This is a genomic window from Roseovarius amoyensis, from assembly GCF_003260265.1.
In the GTDB taxonomy this organism is placed as follows: Bacteria; Pseudomonadota; Alphaproteobacteria; order Rhodobacterales; family Rhodobacteraceae; genus Roseovarius; species Roseovarius amoyensis.
In genome coordinates this window covers 12175-29989 of record NZ_QITQ01000013.1, presented here as the reverse complement: position 1 = coordinate 29989, position 17815 = coordinate 12175, and the positions used below count along the sequence as shown (strand labels likewise).

The following is a 17815-nucleotide window of genomic DNA, read 5'->3' as shown; positions in this document are numbered from 1 at the left end:
CCGGGCGGTGATGCAGCCCAGCAACACCGCTGTCAGCCCCGCGCCGCCTGCCAGCTGCGCGGATCGTTCAGGAACTCTGCCACCCCGTTCAGCGTCTCGGTATCGAACGCCTCCTGCTCGCGCGCCTCGGCCAGCACGTCGGCCCAGGTGCACAGGTGGTGCAGGGCAACCCCGTGATCGCCCAGTGTCTTAACGGTCTCGGGAAAGATGCCGTAGTAGAAGATCACCGCCGTATGGCCGCAGGTCGCCCCGGTTTCGCGGATGGCGTCAACAAAGCTGAGCTTGGAGCCGCCATCGGTGGTCAGGTCCTCGACTAGCAGCACGCGCTGGCCGGGGGTCATCTCGCCCTCGATTCGCGCGTTGCGGCCATAGCCCTTGGGTTTTTTTCTGACATAGGTCATCGGCAGCGCCAGCCGCTCGGCCACCAGCGCGGCAAAGGGGATGCCGGCGGTTTCGCCCCCGGCGATGTTGTCGAATGCCTCGAACCCGGCCTCGCGCAGGACGGTGACGGCCAGAAAATCCATCAGCGTGGACCGGATGCGCGGATACGAGATCAGCTTGCGGCAGTCGATATAGGTGGGCGAGGGCAGGCCGCTGGCCAGGGTAAAGGGCTCGCGCGCATTGAAATGCACCGCGCCGATTTCCAGCAGCATCCGCGCGGTCAGGCGGGCGATTTCGGATTTGGGCGGATAAGTCGACGGGATCATCGGCGGCAGGCCTCGTGTTTGGGGCGGTGGTGCGGCAATGGCCTAACCCGGCGGTGCGGTGAACTGCAAGCACCTACAGGCCCCAGCCGCGCCGGACCGCGGGTGTGACCGTCATCCAGTCGGGCCAGCCGATGAACCGCTCTATCCCCAGGATCACCAGGCAGACCGCCACGATCCCCAGCACCAGCAGCACCCGCCGCATGCCGGGCGGCCGGTGGGCCCACCGCGCCATGCGAAACAGCCAGCGCGGGTTCATGGCTGCAAAAACCGGATCTTGCCGATATAGGGCAGGTTGCGGTTGCGTTGGGCGTAATCAATGCCATAGCCGACGACGAATTCATCGGGGATCTCGAACCCGATCCAGTCGGCCCGCACCGGTGTTTGGCGGCGCGACGGCTTGTCCAGCAGCGCGATCGTGCGCAGCTTGCGCGGCTTGCGGCTGCGCAGCAGCGTCAGCACATGCGCCAGGGTGTGGCCGGTATCAACAATGTCCTCGACCACCAGCAGGTCGCGCCCCTCGATGTCGCCGCGCAGGTCCTTGAGGATGCGCACTTCGCGGCTCGACCGGGTGCTGTTGCCGTAGGACGAGGTTTCGATGAAATCGACCTCGACACTGAGATTCAGCTCGCGCACCAGGTCGGCGATGAACACGAACGAGCCGCGCAAGAGCCCCACCACCACCAGCTTTTCGGTGCCGGCAAACTCGGTTTCGATCTCGTCCGCCAGGGCCTCGATCCGGGCGGCGATTTCCTTGGCCGAGATCAGCCGGTCGATCGCATAAGGGGCGTCGGTCATCGGTGTGCCGGGGTATCCGCTTGATTTTCGGGGGCCAGTCTACGAAAACCCGGCCCACTGTCACGCGGAAATGCCGCGCAATCCAAATCAACGGGGCCGCCGATGCCGTCGCATTCCGAATCCCGCCACCTGTCCTGGACGGCACAGCAGATGTACGACCTGGTGGCGGATGTGGAATCCTATCCCAAATTCCTGCCCTGGACCGCCGCCGCGCGGGTGCGCAAGATCACCCCGCGCGACGACGGCGCGCGGGTGATGGAGGCCGATCTGGTGATCAGCTTCAAGGTTTTCCGCGAACGATTCGGCAGCCGTGTGACGCTGTGGGACGAGGCGCGCAAGATCGAGACCGAGTATCTGGACGGACCGTTCGAATACATGAAATCGAATTGGCGTTTCGAGGAGTCTGAGACCGGCTGCATCGTGCATTTCGATGTTGATTTCGCGCTGCGCAGCCGGTTGCTGCAGTCGGCGGCGGAGCTCTTTTTTCACGAGGCGATGAAGCGGGTGGTTCGCGCCTTCGAGACCCGCGCGAAAGAGCTGTACGGGCAAGGCTGAGCCGGCGCAGGAACCGGCCCATGCCCGACGGCGGGGCAGGATGCGCCGTGTGTGCCTTGGGTATTTTCAACCAAGAAGCAGCAGCAGCAGGGGCGTGCGCGCCTCAGCCGCTGAGCGCCGCACCTAACAGCCCCAAGGCATGATCGCGCGACAGCGCGCGCACCGTGTCGCGCCCTTGCGCGCCGAATTCCTGTGTCTCGGTGCGGGTGGGGCGGCCGGTCATGGCGAGGCCAAAGCAAACCCGCCCCTCGGGCTTTGTTTCCGACCCACCTGGCCCGGCGATGCCCGTCACGGATACCGCCAGCCCGGCATAGGAGTTGGCCAGCGCGCCCTCGGCCATCTCTTTTGCCACCTCTTCCGACACGGCGCCGAATTCGCGCAGGGTACGGGGCGAGACGTCGAGGCATTCCATCTTGGCGTCGTTGGAATAGGTGACATATCCGCGCTCGAACACGTCGGATGACCCGGCCACATCGGTCAGCGCCGCCGCCACCATGCCGCCGGTGCAGCTTTCGGCAGTGACGATGGTCACGCCCGCCGCGCGGGCCCGTTGCAGCAGGTCCGCGGCGGTCATAGCGCCATGATCCCGTGTGAAATCGCCGCCAGAACCACGACACCCAGCGCCGCGAAGATGCCGGCGATCACGTCATCCAGCATCACCCCCAGCGCGTCACCGCGTCGGTCGGCCCGGCCGACCCAGCCGGGCTTGAGGATGTCAAAGAGACGAAACAGCAGGAACGCCGTCACCCAGCCGGGCCACAGCGCGGTCAGCGGCGCACCCACATGCGCCGCGCCGATCGAGACGGGCAGAAAGGCGATCCACTGGCCGACCACCTCGTCAATCACGATCTCTGATGGGTCGTGATCGTCCTTGCCCGCGGTTTCGCGCGCGGTCGCCCACCAGCCCTTGAAGAACGTGGCGACAATGGCGACGATCAGCAGCCACGGCCCGGCAATCGCGTGCAGCGCCCAGGCCATCGGCAGCGCCACCAGCGACCCCCATGTGCCGGGGGCGGGGCGCAGGTGGCCGACATGGGCGACAGTGGCGATCAGATGGCTCAGCCTCATGGTGCGGTCCTCATGCCGTGATCAGCGACACCGCCGCCTGCGCGGCGATGCCTTCTTCGCGGCCGGTAAAGCCAAGGCGCTCGGTCGTGGTGGCCTTGACCGAGACACGGCTCAGCTCGGTTCCGGCAATTTCGGCCACGCGGGTGCGCATGGTGTCGGCATGGGGGCCGATCTTTGGCCGCTCGCAGATCAGCGTGATGTCGATATTGCCGATGCGATAGCCCCTTTTGCGCGCCAGCCCGGCGGCGTGGCGCAGGAACAGCGCGCTGTCGGCACCTTTCCACTGCGAGTCGGAGGGGGGGAAGTGGCGGCCGATATCGCCCTCGGCCAGCGCGCCATAGATCGCGTCGGTGAGCGCGTGCAGCCCGACATCGGCGTCGGAATGCCCCTGCAACCCGCGATCATGCGCGATAGCGACGCCGCACAGCGTGACCGTATCGCCGGGGCCGAAACGGTGAACGTCGAAACCGGTGCCGATGCGTATGTCCGTCACGGAAAGGATCCTTTCGGCGCGGGCGAAATCGCCCGGGTGGGTGATCTTGATGTTATCGGTATCGCCCTCGACGATGGCGACTTCAAGACCGGCGGCGCGGGCAACGGCGACATCGTCGGCGGCCGTGCCGCCATGGCTGCGGTGGGCGGCAAGAATGGCGTCGAAGGCAAAGCCCTGCGGCGTCTGCGCGGCAAAGAGCCCGTCGCGGTCGGCGGTGCCGGTGACGCACCCATCCTCGCCCCGCCAGAGCGCATCGGTAACCGGCAGCGCCGGCGCGGCGGCGGGGGCGCCCGCCTGAAGCGCGGCGATCACCCGCTCGATCAGCCCCGGGTGGATACAGCAGCGCGCGGCGTCGTGGATCAGGACATGGGTAATACCCGAGCCGCCCAGGTGTTCCAGCCCGTTGCGCACCGATGCGGCGCGCGTGGCGCCGCCCGCGACCACCTCGATGCCCGTCTCGGGCGTGATCCGGTTCCTATCGTCGGGGTGAACGACCACCACCACGCGGCCCACCGCGCCCACGGCGGCAAAGGCGGCCAGCGTCCTGTCGATCACCCGGCGCCCGCCCAGCGATTGCCACTGCTTGGGGGTTTCGCGCCCGGCGCGGCTGCCGCGCCCGGCGGCGACGATGATGGCGGCGATGTTCATGCGCCCTGATAGCTTGGCCGGGCCGGCGGTTGCAATATGCCTGCCATGCCCCCTGCCGGGCCGTTGCTCTTTGCCTGTCATGGGCATAGATAGAAAAGATTGCACAAGGATTGGGCATTTGACCGTCACGCTAGCCGATACCGCGCTTGCCCCGGCCGTTTTTCTGGCCCCGATGGCGGGCATCACCGATCTGCCGTTCCGCCGCTTGGTGGCCCGTTTTGGCGCCGGGCTGGTCGTGAGCGAGATGATTGCCAGCCAGGAGATGGTTCAGGCCCGCCCTGGTGCGCGCGAAAAGGCCGAACTGGCGCCGGGCGCGGCCGGTACGGCGGTGCAGATCGCCGGTTGCGAAGCCTACTGGATGGCCGAGGCCGCCCGCATGGCCCAGGACATGGGCGCGCGTATCATCGACATCAACATGGGCTGTCCGGCGCGCAAGGTGACATCGGCGACCGGAGCGGGCGCAAGCGGCTCGGCGCTGATGCGCGACCCCGACCATGCGCTGCGCCTGATAGAGGCGGTGGTGGGCGCGGTCTCGGTGCCGGTGACGCTGAAAACCCGGCTGGGCTGGGACGACGACAGCCACAACGCGCACCTGATCGCGCAGCGGGCCGAGGCGGCAGGCGTGGCGATGATCACCGTTCATGGCCGCACGCGCTGTCAGTTCTATACCGGACAGGCCGACTGGACGGCGATTGCAAGCGTGCGCGAGGCGGTGCGCATCCCCCTGATCGTCAATGGCGACATCGCCGGGCCGGTCAGCGCGGCCAGGGCGCGGGCGCAGTCGGGCGCGGACGGGGTGATGATCGGGCGCGCGGCGCGGGGCCGGCCCTGGCTGCTGGCCGAGGTGGCGCATGTGCTGTTCGGTGCCCCGGCGCCAAGGGTGCCCCAAGGCGCGGAACTGGCCGACATGGTGGCCGATCATTACGAGGCGATGCTGGGCTTTTACGGCTCTGACCTGGGCGGGCGCGTCGCGCGAAAGCACCTGGGATGGTACATGGATACCGCCGGTGCCGATGCGGGGTTGCGCCGCCAGGTGTTGACGGCCCCGTCACCGGCGCAGGTGCTGCGGCTGTTGCCCGAGGTGTTTGGCCAAAGCGAAAGGGTGGCAGCGTGAACAAGGACGAAGACGCGGTTTGGACCTCGCTGCCGGTGCCGACGCTGGTGCTGGATGCCGATGATCACATCGTGCGCATCAACCCCGCTGCCGAAGGGTTCATGATGGCCTCTGCCCGCACGCTGAAAGGGCAGCCGATATGGGACAGGCTGGCGGTCGATGCACCGCTGGACGACGCGCTGGCGCGCGCGCGCCGCGATGGTGCGCCGCTTTTCGTCAACGATGTCGATGTCGGCACGGGTGAGCGCGCGCCGCTTTTGTGCAATCTGCAGATCGCGCCGCTGACGGGTGAGGCCGGTCACATGATCCTGCTGATTTCCCCGCGCGAACTGGCCGGTCGCGTCAGCCAGGGCCAGTCGGTCAGGGCCGCCGCGCGCTCCGCCATCGGCATGGCCGATATGCTGGCGCACGAGATCAAGAACCCGCTCGCCGGCATTACCGGGGCGGCGCAACTGCTGTCGATGTCGCTGTCGGGCGGGGATCGCGAACTGACCGACCTGATCGTCAGCGAAAGCCGGCGCATCGTGGCCCTGCTGGAACAGGTCGAGCAGTTCGGCAACATGACCGAGCCGCGCATGGAGGCGATCAACATCCACGACGTGCTGGATCGCGCGCGGCGCTCGGCCGCAGTGGGGGTGGCGGCGCATATGCGCATCATTGAGAATTACGACCCCTCGCTGCCGCCCGCCTGCGGGGATGCGGACCAGTTGCTGCAGGTGTTTTCCAACCTGATCCGCAACGCCGCCGAGGCGGCGGGCGAGGGCGGCGGCACCGTCATCCTGCACAGCTATTACGAACCCTCGCTCAGGCGGCGCGGCGGCGAGGGGCCGGGCAGGTCGCTGCCGCTGCAGGTTGAGGTCATCGACGATGGTCCGGGCCTGCCGCCCGACATCGCAGAGGACGTTTTCGACCCCTTCGTTTCCGGGCGCGAGAACGGCACCGGGCTGGGGCTGGCGCTGGCCGCCCGGATCGTTTCGGATCATGATGGCTGGATCGCGGTCTCGTCGGTGCCGGGGCGGACGGTGTTCCGCGTCTCGCTGCCGCTGGCCGCAAAGACGGAGGAGGGCTGATGGACGGAACCGTTCTGGTCGCAGATGACGACCGCACCATCCGCACCGTGCTGACCCAGGCGCTGACGCGGGCCGGCTGTCGGGTGCACGCCACCAGTTCGCTGACCACCCTGATGCGCTGGGTGGCCGAGGGTCGCGGCGACGCGGTGATCACCGATGTGCGGATGCCTGACGGCAACGGGCTGGAAATGCTGCCCCGGATCGCCGCCGACCGGCCCGGCCTGCCGGTGATCGTGATTTCGGCCCAGAACACGATCATGACCGCGATCCGCGCCGAAGAGGCCGCCGCCTTCGACTATCTGCCAAAGCCGTTCGACCTGCCCGAACTGATGAAGCGCACCGCCCGCGCGCTGGAGGCCCGCGAACGCAGGTCGACGCCCGATGCTGCCGCCGCCACCGACGACATGCCACCAGAGGAGCTGCCGCTGATCGGGCGCACCCCGGCGATGCAGACACTTTTCCGGGTGGTGGCGAGATTGCTGAGCAGCGATCTGCCGGTTCTGATCAGCGGCGAATCGGGCACCGGTAAATCGCTGATTGCGCGCGCCATTCACGATCTGTCGGATCGGCGCACCTTGCCGTTTGTCGTCGTGGCGCCGGCGGACCTGATCGACGCGGACGGTCCGGCCCGGCTGCTGACGCGGGCGCGCGGGGGCAGCATCGTCTTTGACGGGATCGGCGATTTCGCCCCCGAATTCCAGGCGCGTGCGGTGTGGATGATCGACGCGCCGGGCGAACACGCGCCGCGCTTCATGGCCACCAGCCAGGGCGCGCAGGTTGGCTCGGCGGATGAGGCGGGTTTGCGTCCCGACCTCTATTATCGCCTGTCGGGCGGGGTGGTCGAGGTTCCGCCGCTGCGCGCCCGCATCGATGACATCCCCCTGCTGGCGACGCATTTCCTGGCCGAGGCAGAGCGCGCTGGCCAGCGGCCCACAACGCTGTCCGAGGGGGCGATCGAGCTGATGCGCGCCTATGGCTGGCCCGGCAACGTGCGCCAGCTGCAGAATTTCGTGGCCCGCGCCGGGCTGACCGCGCGGGGGGACGAAATCACCCGCGCCGAGGTCGAGGCGGCGCTATCCGGTCAGCCGGGGGCCGCGCCGCTGGCCGTGGCGAATGGCGGTGAAAGCCTGTCGGCCTCTGTCGCGGGGCATCTGCGGCGCTATTTCGATCTGCACGGCAACACCCTGCCGCCGCCGGGTCTGCATGCCCGAATCCTGCGGGAAATCGAACAGCCGCTGATCGAGATCGCGTTGGATGCGACCGGCGGAAACCAGGCGAAATGCGCCGCCCTGCTGGGCATCAACCGCAATACCCTGCGCAAGAAGATCACCGATCTGGATATTCGCGTGACACGCCGCCGCAAGTTGATGTAAAACTGCAACAGACCCTGTGGCCGAATGGGGCCAATACGCTGCGCAGGGGCAGATATAGCGGGCAACCGCACACGGCATACAATTTGATGGGGGGTGTCCGTGGCTACAGGGACACGGCAGTTTTCATGGGAAACCGTGAGCCGGTTGCGCCGGCAACGCCGGGTGCGGACGCTGGCGACCCTGGGCCTAGTGGTGCTGGGGCCGGTCCTGGCATTGCTCACCTACCTCGTCATGGGCCCCCTCGACGAGGGGTCGTCATCGGACGTGCTGCGCATCGTGCTGCTCAGCGATCTGGTCTATGTGATCATCGTTGCCGCGCTGGTGGTGCAGCAACTGATGCGGATGATCGCGGCGCGGCGGCGGCATTCAGCGGGCTCGCGCCTGCACCTGCGCCTGACGGGCGTGTTCGCCGGTATGGCGCTGTTGCCCACCATCGCGGTCGCGGTCTTTGCCACGCTCTCGGTCAACATGGGGCTCGAGGCGTGGTTTTCCGACCGGGTCGGGCGGGTGGTCGACAACTCGGTCGGCGCCGCCCAGGCCTATGAAGAGGAACACCGCCGCGACCTGGTGACGGATGCGCGTGCGCTGGCCTCGCTGATCGACGCGACCAAGCGCGCGGCGGTCTTTCTGGATGACGGCCAGATCCGGCAGATCCTGTCGCGTGGCCAGCGCGAAATCCAGCGTGGCCTGCGCGAGGCCTATGTCATCGACGGCACTGGCGACATCCGTGCCCGCGGCGAACGGTCCTACCTGTTCGACTACGAGCAACCCAGCCGCGCCCAGATCGAACAGGCCCTCGCCGATGGCGTGCTGGTGATCCGCGACTGGGACAATAACGAGTTCCGCGCGCTGCTGCCGCTGGCGGAAATTCCCGATCGCTTTCTCTATGTCAGCCGCGAGGTCGACGGCGCCATTCTGAACCTGCTCGATGAAACCCAGGAAACGGCGCGATTCTATAACCAGCGCGAAAGCGAGCGGGGCAGGCTGCTGTTCGAATTCGGGCTGGTCTATGTCGGCTTCGCGGTGATCCTGATCCTGGCGGCGGTTTGGCTGGGAATGTGGTTTGCCGAACGCCTGTCGCGGCCCGTGGGCCGGCTGACCAGCGCCGCCCAGCGGGTGGGTGAAGGCGACCTGGACGTGCGGGTGCACGAGGAAGGTGGCGACGATGAAATCGCCATGTTGTCCAGCTATTTCAACCAGATGACCAAGCAACTTAAACGCCAGCGTGATCACCTTCTGGCTAATACCGAACAGATCGAACGGCGCCGGCGGCTGTTCGATTCGGTACTGGGGTCGGTGTCATCGGGGGTTGTGGGGCTCGATGCGGGCGGGCGGGTCGCATTCGTCAACCGCGCCGCCGAGCGGCTGCTTGACTGGCATGGCGACCGGCAACTGGTGTCGCTCAGCCTGGCGGTGCCCGAGTTCGGGCCGCTGTTCGAGCGGCTCAGGGGCAGCTCCGGCGGTTTCGTGCAGGAGGAAATCAAGGTCGGCCGCGGCGACCGGATGGAACATCTGCTGGTGCGGATGTCGACCCGGATGAACGAGGATGGCCGGCGCGAGGGCTATGTCGTTGCCTTTGACGACGTCACAGATCTGGTGTCGGCCCAGCGAATGGCCGCCTGGGGCGACGTGGCCCGCCGGATCGCGCATGAGATCAAGAACCCGCTGACCCCGATCAAGCTGTCGGCGCAGCGCATCGCGCGCAAGTTCGGCCGCGTGCTGGACGAAACCCAGGCCGCCGACCTGGAGCAGCTGACCGGCGTCATCGTGCGCCAGACCGATGACCTGCGCCGTATCGTCGACGAATTTTCCAAGTTCGCCCGCATGCCCGAGCCGCAGACAAGCCAGCAGGACCTGGCCACGCTGCTGCGCGAGGCGGTGACCCTGCAAGAGGCGGGCCAGCCCGATGTGCGGTTCGAGACCGACTATGGCGCGCCCGAAATCCTGGCCGATATCGACGCGACCATGATCAGTCAGGCGTTGACGAACTTGTTGAAGAATGCAGGCGAAGCCATTGAAAGTCTGCAGGAAAAAGGCGCACCAGAGGGGCTGAAACCCTGTGTGAGGGTGGCCAGCCGGATCGAGGGTGACAAGGCGGTGATCACCATCGCCGACAACGGCATCGGATTGCCCGAGGACCGTTCGCGCCTGTTCGAACCATACGTGACGACGCGCGAAAAGGGCACCGGTCTGGGACTGCCCATCGTCAAGAAGATCATCGAGGAACATGGCGGCACACTGGCGTTGGAAGACGCGCCGCCCTTTGCGCCCGGCACGCCGGCGGGTGACCATCGCGGTGCGCAGGCGGTGATCCGTCTGCCGCTGGCGGCGGCGGAAAACAGGGATAAACAGGCGGTATGAGGTTAAGATGAGCGATATTCTGATCGTCGACGACGAACGGGACATCCGGGAACTGATCTCGGACATCCTGGAGGACGAGGGCTTTACCACCCGCCTTGCGGGCAGTTCGGAGGAATGCATGGCCGCCATCGCGGCCGAGCCACCGGGGATGCTGATCCTCGATATCTGGCTGAAAGACAGCACCATGGATGGCATCGACATCCTCAAGATCGTCAAGCGCGACTACCCGGATGTACCGGTCGTCATCATCTCGGGGCATGGCAACATCGAGATCGCCGTCGCGGCGATCAAGCAGGGCGCCTATGACTTTATCGAAAAGCCCTTCAACATCGACCAGTTGCTGGTGGTCATCCGCCGGGCGATGGAAACCAGCCGCCTGCGGCGCGAAAACATCGCGCTCAAGCGGCGCGGCGCCGAGCCGGCCGAGATGCTGGGCGAAAGCCCCGCCTTTCGCATGCTGGTGGGGCAGCTCGACAAGGTGACCAAGTCCAACGGCCGGGTGATGCTGACCGGCGCGTCGGGCTGTGGCAAGGAACTGGCGGCGCGGTACATCCACGCCCGTTCGAACCGGGCCGACGGGCCGTTCGTGTCGGTCGCCTGCGCCTCGATAGAGCCGGACCGCATGGAAGAGGTGCTGTTCGGCCGCGAAAGCGAAGAACGCGGTGTCGAGCCGGGCCTGCTGGAAGAGGCCAATGGCGGGGTGATCTATTTCGACGAGGTGGCGGATATGCCGCCGGGCACGCAGTCGAAAATCTTGCGGGTGCTGGTGGATCAGACCTTTCTGCGGGTGGGCGGAGCCGACAAGGTGCAGGTCGATCTGCGGGTGATTTCGTCCACCAACCGCGACCTTGAGGCCGAGATCGGGGCCGGGAATTTCCGGCGCGAACTGTTTCACCGCCTGAACGTGGTGCCGATCGCCGTGCCGGGCCTGGAGGAACGGCGCGAGGACATCCCCACGCTGGCGGAACATTTCATCGAGCAGCTCAACCGCGAACAGGGCCTGCCCCTGCGCCCGCTGAGCGAAGAGGCGGCGGCGTTGCTGCAAACGATGAACTGGCCGGGGAATGTGCGCCAGTTGAGAAACGTCATCGAACGGGTGCTGATCCTGGGCGACTCCACCGGCGAGATCGAGGCGCGCGAACTGCCGGGCGAAACCGGGGCGCCGGCCGAGGATGGGCGCGTGGTGCTGTCGGGCACGGTGGCGACACTGCCCCTGCGCGAGGCGCGCGAGGCGTTCGAACGCGAATACCTCGTCACCCAGATCAACCGTTTCGGCGGCAATATCAGCCGCACCGCCGAATTCGTCGGGATGGAGCGCAGCGCGCTGCACCGCAAGCTGAAATCGCTGGGGGTCGTGACCGGACAGAAGGGGTCGCGCCAGGCCGACGCGGAAAGCACGGGCTGAACCGGGGCAGGGCGCGCCGCTCAGTACACTGCCAGCGGCGCACCGATGGAACCGGTTGCGCCGACAATCGGCACCGGCGCAAAGATATAGGCGAATTCGGCGATCTCGGCGTCGATCAGGCGCTCGGTTTCCAGGTTTTCGTGCACGAAGACGCCGGAATCGGTGATCAGTCTCACATGAACCGGCTGCGCGCCGGCGGGGGCGTCTGGTGTCAGGGCCTCGACGTTCCAGCTGTCGATGCCGATCAGGGCCACGTCCTGCTCGACCAGCCATTGCGCCGCCTCGTGCCCCAAGCCGGGGCTGCCCGACAGATAAGTGTCGTTGTCGGCGATCCAGTGCTGCCCCCAACCGGTATGCAGGATCACCGCGTCGCCATTGCCGGGCGGGTCGATGCCGAACCAGTCGAGCGCGGTTTCGATATCGGCAACGGTGATCTCGTCACCCGCCGCCATCGGGCCGCCGCGCAGGCTGACAATGTCGATCAGGATGCCACGGGTAAAGAAGGGCGCGACGCGCTCGACCCCCAACTCGCCAGGGATGTCATCCTCGGCCGTCAGTCCGTTGTAGAACCGTATCGGCCCGCCATCGCCGTCTGCCGCGCCGATATGCCCCAGCCCGACCAGCCGGGTACCCGAATGCGCCGTCAGCCCGTCGATCTGGCTGTCGATCCGGGCGGTATCGCCGTGGCGCACCCGGATCTGCGTCAGCCGCAGATCCTGCCCTGGCGTCTGGGGCATGTCGGAGCGATAGTCGCGCCCGAGGCTGACGACCCGGCCGCGCTGGATGATGTTGGCCGCCTGGATGGCGTTCGATTCGGTCATCATTACCGATGCGCCGATGCGGTCCTGCACGCCAAAGCGCGACGGGGCGTCCTGCGCGCTGGCAGGCCCCGCGAGGCATAGACACAGGATGAGTGCGGTTCGAAATCCTGTCATCTGTTCGCTCCTCCGCCACCTGTTTCGAGGACGAGTAGACCCCATGCCCGCCCTGTCGATCAACCCTGGATCCGGTGTCGCGGGGTCAGGGGGTGACGATCTGATAGCGGCCCGAGCCCAGTTTCAGGATGCAGGCGTCGGGCGTGATAGCGGGCTGAACACTGGTTGGGGTGCGGTCGGCCTGTCGCGCCACATCGCCCGTGCAGATCGGCAGGCTGATGCGGGCGTAGCCCTTGTCGGCCATGCATTGCTGCACGGCCTCGGTGCGTAGCCCCTCGTTGGCGTCGTATCGTTCCCAGTGGCCGGGCGAAACCATGAAGCGGACCATGGTGCAGGTCCCGGCCGCGTTGCAGGCCAGACGTTCGTCATAGACCGGGGGGATGTAGTCGCTGCGCATACGTGGGGGCACGCGATTCTGCGCCTCGATCCGGCATTCGAGGTCGTCGCGCTCGATCCGGGCCACCTGGGCGCCCTCGCGGTAATAGATCGGCATCGACAGGCACCCGGTCAGCGCCAGCGCCGCGCAAAGCGGCAGGATTGCTCGATGGAAACACATGGCGGCAATGATAGCCCCACACGCCGAGGGCGACAATTCAATTGACCGGTCCGGCCCCTTCTGTCATGCAGCGGTCCCGGACAGGCTGTGAGGCGAGACCCATGAAGGTCATCATCTGCGGCGCCGGCCAGGTCGGTTGGCAGATTGCCCGCCATCTGAGCGGCGAGAAGAACGATGTCACCGTGGTCGACAGCAACGCCGATCTGGTGCGGCGTGCGGCCGAGACGCTGGATGTGCAGGGCATTGCGGGCTTTGCCAGTTACCCCGACGTGCTGGACCGGGCGGGCGCGCGCGACGCCGACATGATCATCGCCGCCACCTATTCGGACGAGGTCAACATGGTGACCTGCCAGGTGGCGCATTCGGTGTTTTCGATCCAGCGCAAGGTCGCGCGCCTGCGCAGCCAATCCTACCTCGACGCGATCTATTCCGACCTCTACCGGCGCGATCACATGCCCATCGACGTGGTGATCAGCCCCGAACGCGAGGTCGCCGAGGCCGCGATGCAGCGTCTGGCGGCGCCGGCGGCGTTCGATACCGAGACATTCATGGACGGCGACGCACAGCTGATGGGCCTGCGGCTGGAGGATGACTGCCCGGTGCTGAACACGCCGCTCAGGCAGTTGACCGACCTGTTTTCGACCCTGCGGGTGATCGTGATCGGCATCCGGCGCGAGGGGCGGCTTTTCGCGCCCGACGCGGGCGATCAGCTGTTCGCCGGGGACGAGGCCTATCTCTTTGCCCCGGTCGAGGACATCCCCCGCACGCTGGAGGTGTTCGGAAAGTCCACCCACAAGCAGGAACGCCTGGTCATCGTCGGCGGCGGCAATATCGGGCTGGCCGTGGCGCAGGCGCTGGAAACGCGCGGTCGCCACGTTCGCGCCAAGGTGATCGAGCGCGACCGCAAGCGTGCCGAAATCGCCGCCGAGGCGCTGGAACGCACCATCGTGCTGAACGGTGACGGGCTGGACGAGACGCTGCTGGCCGAGGCCGGCATCGACCGCGCCGACGCGATCCTGACCGTGACCGACGACGACAAGACCAACATGCTGGCTGCGGTGCGCGCCAAGGCCGAGGGCTGCCCCTTTGCCATCGCGCTGATCAACGATCCGACGCTTTTGCCGCTGATGGACCCGCTGGGCATCGACGCCTATATCAACCCGCGCGCCATGACCGTCAGTTCCATTCTGCGCCACATCCGGCACGGGCGGGTGCATTCGGTCTATTCGCTGGGCGACGCCGAGGCCGAGGTGATCGAGGCCGAGGTGCTGTCGACCTCGACCATCGCAGGCAGCGCGCTGCGCGACATAGATTTTCCCGAGGGCGTCCTGGTTGCCAGCATCCGCAGGGGCAGCAAGATCATCAAGCCCGCCGGCTCGTTGAAGATCGAGGCGGGCGACGTGGTGGTGATCTTTGCGCTGGCCGCGGACGTGGCCCGGGTCGAGCAGTTGCTGCAGGTCTCGATAGACTTTTTCTGAGGTGGCATGATCATGGCCCCACGCATCCTGAGCATGCCGCTCAGCCTTCTGCTTACGGGGCTGTTTTCGCTGGCAATGCTGGTGCCGGCCCTGCACGCGCTGGCCCATGACGACCACAGCGTTGCGCGCGCGTTTTTTTATTCCTCGGTGCTGGGGCTGGTGGTGATCACGGTGATGGGGTTGGCCATCAACGGCAGCCGCGGCGTGGAATCGGGGGGGCGCAATCTGGCCGGCCTGTTTCTGGGCTATACCGTGCTGCCCCTGTTCCTGGCCCTGCCGTTCTACGAGGGGCTGGAGACAACGATCTTTCTGAACGCCTATGTCGAGATGGTGTCGGCGCTGACCACCACCGGGGCGACGCTGTTTACCGATCCGGGGCGTCTGACCGACAGCCTGCACCTGTGGCGCGCGATCGTGGGCTGGCTGGGCGGGCTGATCATATGGGTGTCGGCGATGGCGGTTCTGGCACCGCTCAACCTGGGCGGTTTCGAGGTTACGGCAAAGGCCGAACCGGGGCAGAGCGCGCAGCGTCTGGACCAGTTCCGCCGGGCCGGTTCCGCCCGGCGCATCAGCCGCGCCAGCGCCCAGCTGGTGCCGATCTATGCCGGGCTGACAGGTGTGTTGTGGGTGCTGCTGATGATCGGCGGGGAACGCCCGTTTGTGGCCGTCATCCATGCCATGTCGACGCTGGCGACCAGCGGGATTTCCCCGGTGGGCGGGTTGCAGAATGCCAATGCCGGGCTGGTGGGCGAGGGCCTGATCTTTCTGTTCCTGGTCTTTGCACTGTCGCGGCTGACATTTTCGTCCGACACGGTGACCGCTGCCCAGACCGGGCTGCGAAACGATCCTGAACTGCGCTTTGGCCTGGGGATGGTGGCGGGGGTGGCGTTGATCCTGTTCCTGCGCCACTGGATCGGCGCCTTCGATATCGACGAGATGCAGAATGTCGGCCAGGCAGCGGCGGCGCTGTGGGGCACGGTCTTTACGGTGCTGTCGTTCCTGACCACTGCCGGGTTCGAAAGCGCGGCCTGGGGTGCCGCGCGCGACTGGTCGGGGCTGGGCACGCCCGGGCTGGTGCTGATGGGGCTGGCTGTCACCGGTGGCGGCGTCGCCACCACCGCCGGCGGGGTCAAGCTGCTCAGGGTCTATGCGCTCTATCTCGGCGGGCGGCGCGAGATGGAGCGCCTGCTGCATCCCTCTTCGGTCGGCCGGGCAGGGCGGGCGGGCCGTCGCATCCGCCGCGAGGGGGCGCTTGTCGCCTGGATATTCTTCATGCTGTTCGCGGTGTCGCTGGCGGTGGTGACCGTGCTGTTCGCCTCGTTCGGCCAAAACATCGAATCGGCGACGGTCCTTGCCATCGCCGCGCTGTCGACGACGGGGCCGCTGACCCAGGCAGCGGTGCAGACCCCCATCAACATGCTGGAGATCGGGGTTCCGGCCAAGCTGCTGTTTTGCGCCGCGATGGTGCTTGGCCGGCTCGAGACGCTGGCAATCATCGCGCTGCTGAACCCGGCCCTGTGGCGCGATTGAGGCATCCGTTACCTGCCGCCGCGCCACCGTCTGGCGGCAGCCTGTAATCGGCTAGGATTTTTGGGGCTGGAAACTCTGCCCGCGCCACTCCATACTTGACACAACGAAAGGGGTGCGCCGGCCCGCGGCGCCAGCAAGAACAAAGGCTTTTGAACGATGGCGACAGACAGACAGAACCTGCAGGATGCATTCCTCAACCAGGTCCGCAAGACCAAGATCCCGGTCACGATCTTTCTGGTCAACGGGGTCAAGCTGCAAGGCGTGATCACATGGTTCGACAATTTCTGCATTCTTCTGCGTCGCGACGGGCAGTCCCAGCTGGTCTACAAGCACGCGGTTTCAACCATCATGCCGTCGCAGCCCGTATCGCTTTACGATGCGGATGAAGCGGCGACCTGACGCGGGGGCCGTGTGAACGCCGATAGCCCGGAAACCACCCGCGCGCTGGTGGTGCACCCGGATGTCGCGCGCGGCAGACCCGACAAGAACGGAACCCCGGCCCGCGACCCCGCGCTGGCCCTGGACGAGGCGGTGGCGCTGGCCCACGCCTTGCCGGGGCTGGAGGTCGTCGGCGCCGATGTGGTGCGCCTTGCCCGCCCGCATCCCGGCACGCTTTTCGGCAAGGGCAAGCTGGAAGAGATGCACGCCCGCGTCGAGGCCGATGAAATCGACCTTCTGCTGATCGACGGCGCTGTCAGCCCGGTTCAGCAACGCAACCTCGAAAAGGCGCTCGGGCTAAAGGTGCTGGACCGCACCGGCCTGATCCTGGAAATCTTCAGCGACCGGGCGGCGACACGCGAAGGCGTGCTGCAGGTAGAGATGGCGGCGCTTTCGTATCAGCGCACGCGGCTGGTGCGGGCCTGGACCCACCTGGAACGCCAGCGTGGCGGGCTGGGCTTTGTCGGTGGCCCCGGCGAAACCCAGATCGAGGCCGACCGCCGCGCCATCGACGAACAGCTTGTGCGCCTGCGCCGGCAGCTGGACAAGGTGGTCAAGACCCGCGCGCTGCACCGGGCGGCGCGGGCCAAGGTGCCGTTCCCGATCGTCGCGCTGGTGGGCTATACCAATGCCGGCAAGTCGACGCTCTTCAACCGGCTGACCGGGGCCGAGGTGGTGGCAAAGGACATGCTATTCGCCACGCTCGACCCGACGATGCGGCGGATCGAACTGCCGGGCCAACAGGGAACAGAGGTGATCCTGTCCGACACGGTGGGGTTCATCACCGACCTGCCGACAGAACTGGTCGCCGCCTTCCGCGCCACGCTGGAAGAGGTGACAGCCGCCGACCTGATCGTGCATGTGCGTGACATCTCGCACCCCGAGACAGAGGAACAGGCGGCGGATGTCGAGGCGATCCTCGAAAGCCTGGGCGTGGCGCAGACAGTGCCGCGCATCGAGGTGTGGAACAAGGTCGACCTGCTGGGGCCAGAGGCGCGGCAGGCGGTGGAAAACCGCGCCGCGCGCGGGGCGGAGGGCGCCACTATCTGCCTGCTGTCGGCCGCCACCGGCGAGGGGATCGAGGCACTGGCCGCCGCCATCCGCGACGGCGTTGCGGGCGCGACCCGTCTTGCCGAGGTGAAGCTGGGCTTTGACGATGGGCGGCGGCGGGCGTGGCTATACGATCACGGCTTGGTCGAGGCCGAGGAACAGGGCGAAGACGGGTATGTGCTGACGGTGCGCTGGTCGGCCCGGCAAGAGGCGCAGTTCGCCCGGCTCTAGCCGTTGCC

18 protein-coding genes are annotated in these 17815 nt (G+C 66.8%); 10 read left to right on the top strand and 8 right to left on the bottom strand.

Translation table 11 applies throughout. From position 1 onward, the window contains the following. Window positions 1-32 precede the first annotated feature (32 nt). The 3 genes from DL899_RS12100 to hpt all read right to left on the bottom strand — a co-directional run bounded on the left by DL899_RS12100 (window position 33) and on the right by hpt (window position 1502). A complete protein-coding gene (locus DL899_RS12100) occupies window positions 33-707 on the bottom strand; it encodes an orotate phosphoribosyltransferase (protein WP_111734621.1) in 675 nt (224 codons plus the stop codon). A gap of 73 nt (window positions 708-780) precedes the next feature. Beyond that, on the bottom strand, window positions 781-963 hold the full coding sequence (locus DL899_RS12095) for a hypothetical protein (protein WP_111734620.1): 183 nt from the start codon (window positions 961-963) through the stop codon (window positions 781-783). Further along, entirely contained in the window at window positions 960-1502 is a 543-nt protein-coding gene (hpt, locus tag DL899_RS12090) for a hypoxanthine phosphoribosyltransferase (RefSeq protein WP_111734619.1), read from the bottom strand. The genes DL899_RS12095 and hpt overlap by 4 nt, the downstream gene beginning before the upstream one ends. Before the next feature lie 102 nt (window positions 1503-1604). On the opposite strand from hpt, the gene DL899_RS12085 reads away from it, so the two are divergent. Then, window positions 1605-2057, top strand: coding sequence for a type II toxin-antitoxin system RatA family toxin (locus DL899_RS12085; RefSeq protein WP_111734618.1), 453 nt, complete (start codon window positions 1605-1607; stop codon window positions 2055-2057). A gap of 103 nt (window positions 2058-2160) precedes the next feature. On the opposite strand, the gene DL899_RS12080 is transcribed toward DL899_RS12085, so the two are convergent. From DL899_RS12080 to DL899_RS12070, 3 genes are read right to left on the bottom strand one after another with little or no spacing between them, the layout of a single operon-like run. Continuing rightward, window positions 2161-2631 (bottom strand): CinA family protein, encoded by a 471-nt coding sequence (locus DL899_RS12080; RefSeq protein ID WP_111734617.1) that lies wholly within the window; start codon window positions 2629-2631, stop codon window positions 2161-2163. Beyond that, window positions 2628-3125, bottom strand: coding sequence for a phosphatidylglycerophosphatase A family protein (locus tag DL899_RS12075; protein WP_111734616.1), 498 nt, complete (start codon window positions 3123-3125; stop codon window positions 2628-2630). Before DL899_RS12075 ends, DL899_RS12080 begins: the two co-directional genes overlap by 4 nt. A gap of 10 nt (window positions 3126-3135) precedes the next feature. After that, complete coding sequence (locus tag DL899_RS12070) at window positions 3136-4266, bottom strand: bifunctional 2-C-methyl-D-erythritol 4-phosphate cytidylyltransferase/2-C-methyl-D-erythritol 2,4-cyclodiphosphate synthase (protein WP_111734615.1); 1131 nt, start codon at window positions 4264-4266, stop codon at window positions 3136-3138. Window positions 4267-4384: 118 nt separating this feature from the next. Here DL899_RS12070 and dusB point away from each other — a divergent pair, with 118 nt between their 5' ends. From dusB to ntrX, 5 genes are all read left to right on the top strand, one after another. Then, entirely contained in the window at window positions 4385-5380 is a 996-nt protein-coding gene (dusB, locus tag DL899_RS12065) for a tRNA dihydrouridine synthase DusB (protein WP_275426794.1), read from the top strand. Then, the gene (locus tag DL899_RS12060; RefSeq protein WP_111734613.1) at window positions 5377-6450 is read left to right on the top strand and encodes a two-component system sensor histidine kinase NtrB; all 1074 of its coding nucleotides are present in this window, start codon (window positions 5377-5379) and stop codon (window positions 6448-6450) included. Before dusB ends, DL899_RS12060 begins: the two co-directional genes overlap by 4 nt. Further along, a complete protein-coding gene (locus DL899_RS12055) occupies window positions 6450-7823 on the top strand; it encodes a response regulator (RefSeq protein WP_111734612.1) in 1374 nt (457 codons plus the stop codon). The genes DL899_RS12060 and DL899_RS12055 overlap by 1 nt, the downstream gene beginning before the upstream one ends. Window positions 7824-7922: 99 nt before the next feature. After that, a complete protein-coding gene (locus DL899_RS12050; RefSeq protein ID WP_239494689.1) occupies window positions 7923-10184 on the top strand; it encodes a sensor histidine kinase NtrY-like in 2262 nt (753 codons plus the stop codon). A 7-nt stretch (window positions 10185-10191) separates the two neighbouring features. Then, entirely contained in the window at window positions 10192-11589 is a 1398-nt protein-coding gene (gene ntrX, locus DL899_RS12045) for a nitrogen assimilation response regulator NtrX (protein WP_111734610.1), read from the top strand. 20 nt (window positions 11590-11609) lie between these two features. Here the strand turns inward: ntrX and DL899_RS12040 are convergent, their stop codons facing one another. Both DL899_RS12040 and DL899_RS12035 read right to left on the bottom strand, forming a co-directional pair. Next, on the bottom strand, window positions 11610-12524 hold the full coding sequence (locus DL899_RS12040; protein ID WP_162685568.1) for a cyclase family protein: 915 nt from the start codon (window positions 12522-12524) through the stop codon (window positions 11610-11612). Between the two features lie 85 nt (window positions 12525-12609). Further along, window positions 12610-13080, bottom strand: coding sequence for a hypothetical protein (locus DL899_RS12035; RefSeq protein WP_111734608.1), 471 nt, complete (start codon window positions 13078-13080; stop codon window positions 12610-12612). A 101-nt stretch (window positions 13081-13181) separates the two neighbouring features. Here DL899_RS12035 and trkA point away from each other — a divergent pair, with 101 nt between their 5' ends. The 4 genes from trkA to hflX all read left to right on the top strand — a co-directional run bounded on the left by trkA (window position 13182) and on the right by hflX (window position 17807). Further along, a complete protein-coding gene (gene trkA / locus DL899_RS12030; RefSeq protein ID WP_111734607.1) occupies window positions 13182-14558 on the top strand; it encodes a Trk system potassium transporter TrkA in 1377 nt (458 codons plus the stop codon). 12 nt (window positions 14559-14570) lie between these two features. Beyond that, window positions 14571-16088: a TrkH family potassium uptake protein gene (locus DL899_RS12025; RefSeq protein WP_111734683.1), complete on the top strand. Its 1518-nt coding sequence runs from the start codon at window positions 14571-14573 to the stop codon at window positions 16086-16088. Between the two features lie 156 nt (window positions 16089-16244). Then, on the top strand, window positions 16245-16487 hold the full coding sequence (hfq, locus tag DL899_RS12020) for an RNA chaperone Hfq (protein WP_111734606.1): 243 nt from the start codon (window positions 16245-16247) through the stop codon (window positions 16485-16487). Window positions 16488-16499: 12 nt separating this feature from the next. Beyond that, window positions 16500-17807 carry a GTPase HflX gene (hflX, locus tag DL899_RS12015; RefSeq protein WP_111734605.1) on the top strand — a complete coding sequence of 436 codons (1308 nt, stop codon included), beginning with the start codon at window positions 16500-16502 and terminating at the stop codon, window positions 17805-17807. Window positions 17808-17815: the final 8 nt, after the last annotated feature.

Bases quoted from the DNA above. Each gene is read 5' to 3' on its own strand.
- DL899_RS12100 (WP_111734621.1), bottom strand. From the start codon at position 707: ATGATCCCGTCGACTTATCCGCCCAAATCCGAAATCGCCCGCCTGACC.
- trkA (WP_111734607.1), top strand. From the start codon at position 13,182: ATGAAGGTCATCATCTGCGGCGCCGGCCAGGTCGGTTGGCAGATTGCC.
- DL899_RS12095 (WP_111734620.1), bottom strand. From the start codon at position 963: ATGAACCCGCGCTGGCTGTTTCGCATGGCGCGGTGGGCCCACCGGCCG.
- DL899_RS12085 (WP_111734618.1), top strand. From the start codon at position 1,605: ATGCCGTCGCATTCCGAATCCCGCCACCTGTCCTGGACGGCACAGCAG.
- DL899_RS12075 (WP_111734616.1), bottom strand. From the start codon at position 3,125: ATGAGGCTGAGCCATCTGATCGCCACTGTCGCCCATGTCGGCCACCTG.
- DL899_RS12040 (WP_162685568.1), bottom strand. From the start codon at position 12,524: ATGACAGGATTTCGAACCGCACTCATCCTGTGTCTATGCCTCGCGGGG.
- DL899_RS12035 (WP_111734608.1), bottom strand. From the start codon at position 13,080: ATGTGTTTCCATCGAGCAATCCTGCCGCTTTGCGCGGCGCTGGCGCTG.
- ntrX (WP_111734610.1), top strand. From the start codon at position 10,192: ATGAGCGATATTCTGATCGTCGACGACGAACGGGACATCCGGGAACTG.
- DL899_RS12080 (WP_111734617.1), bottom strand. From the start codon at position 2,631: ATGACCGCCGCGGACCTGCTGCAACGGGCCCGCGCGGCGGGCGTGACC.
- DL899_RS12025 (WP_111734683.1), top strand. From the start codon at position 14,571: ATGGCCCCACGCATCCTGAGCATGCCGCTCAGCCTTCTGCTTACGGGG.
- hpt (WP_111734619.1), bottom strand. From the start codon at position 1,502: ATGACCGACGCCCCTTATGCGATCGACCGGCTGATCTCGGCCAAGGAA.
- DL899_RS12070 (WP_111734615.1), bottom strand. From the start codon at position 4,266: ATGAACATCGCCGCCATCATCGTCGCCGCCGGGCGCGGCAGCCGCGCC.
- hfq (WP_111734606.1), top strand. From the start codon at position 16,245: ATGGCGACAGACAGACAGAACCTGCAGGATGCATTCCTCAACCAGGTC.
- DL899_RS12055 (WP_111734612.1), top strand. From the start codon at position 6,450: ATGGACGGAACCGTTCTGGTCGCAGATGACGACCGCACCATCCGCACC.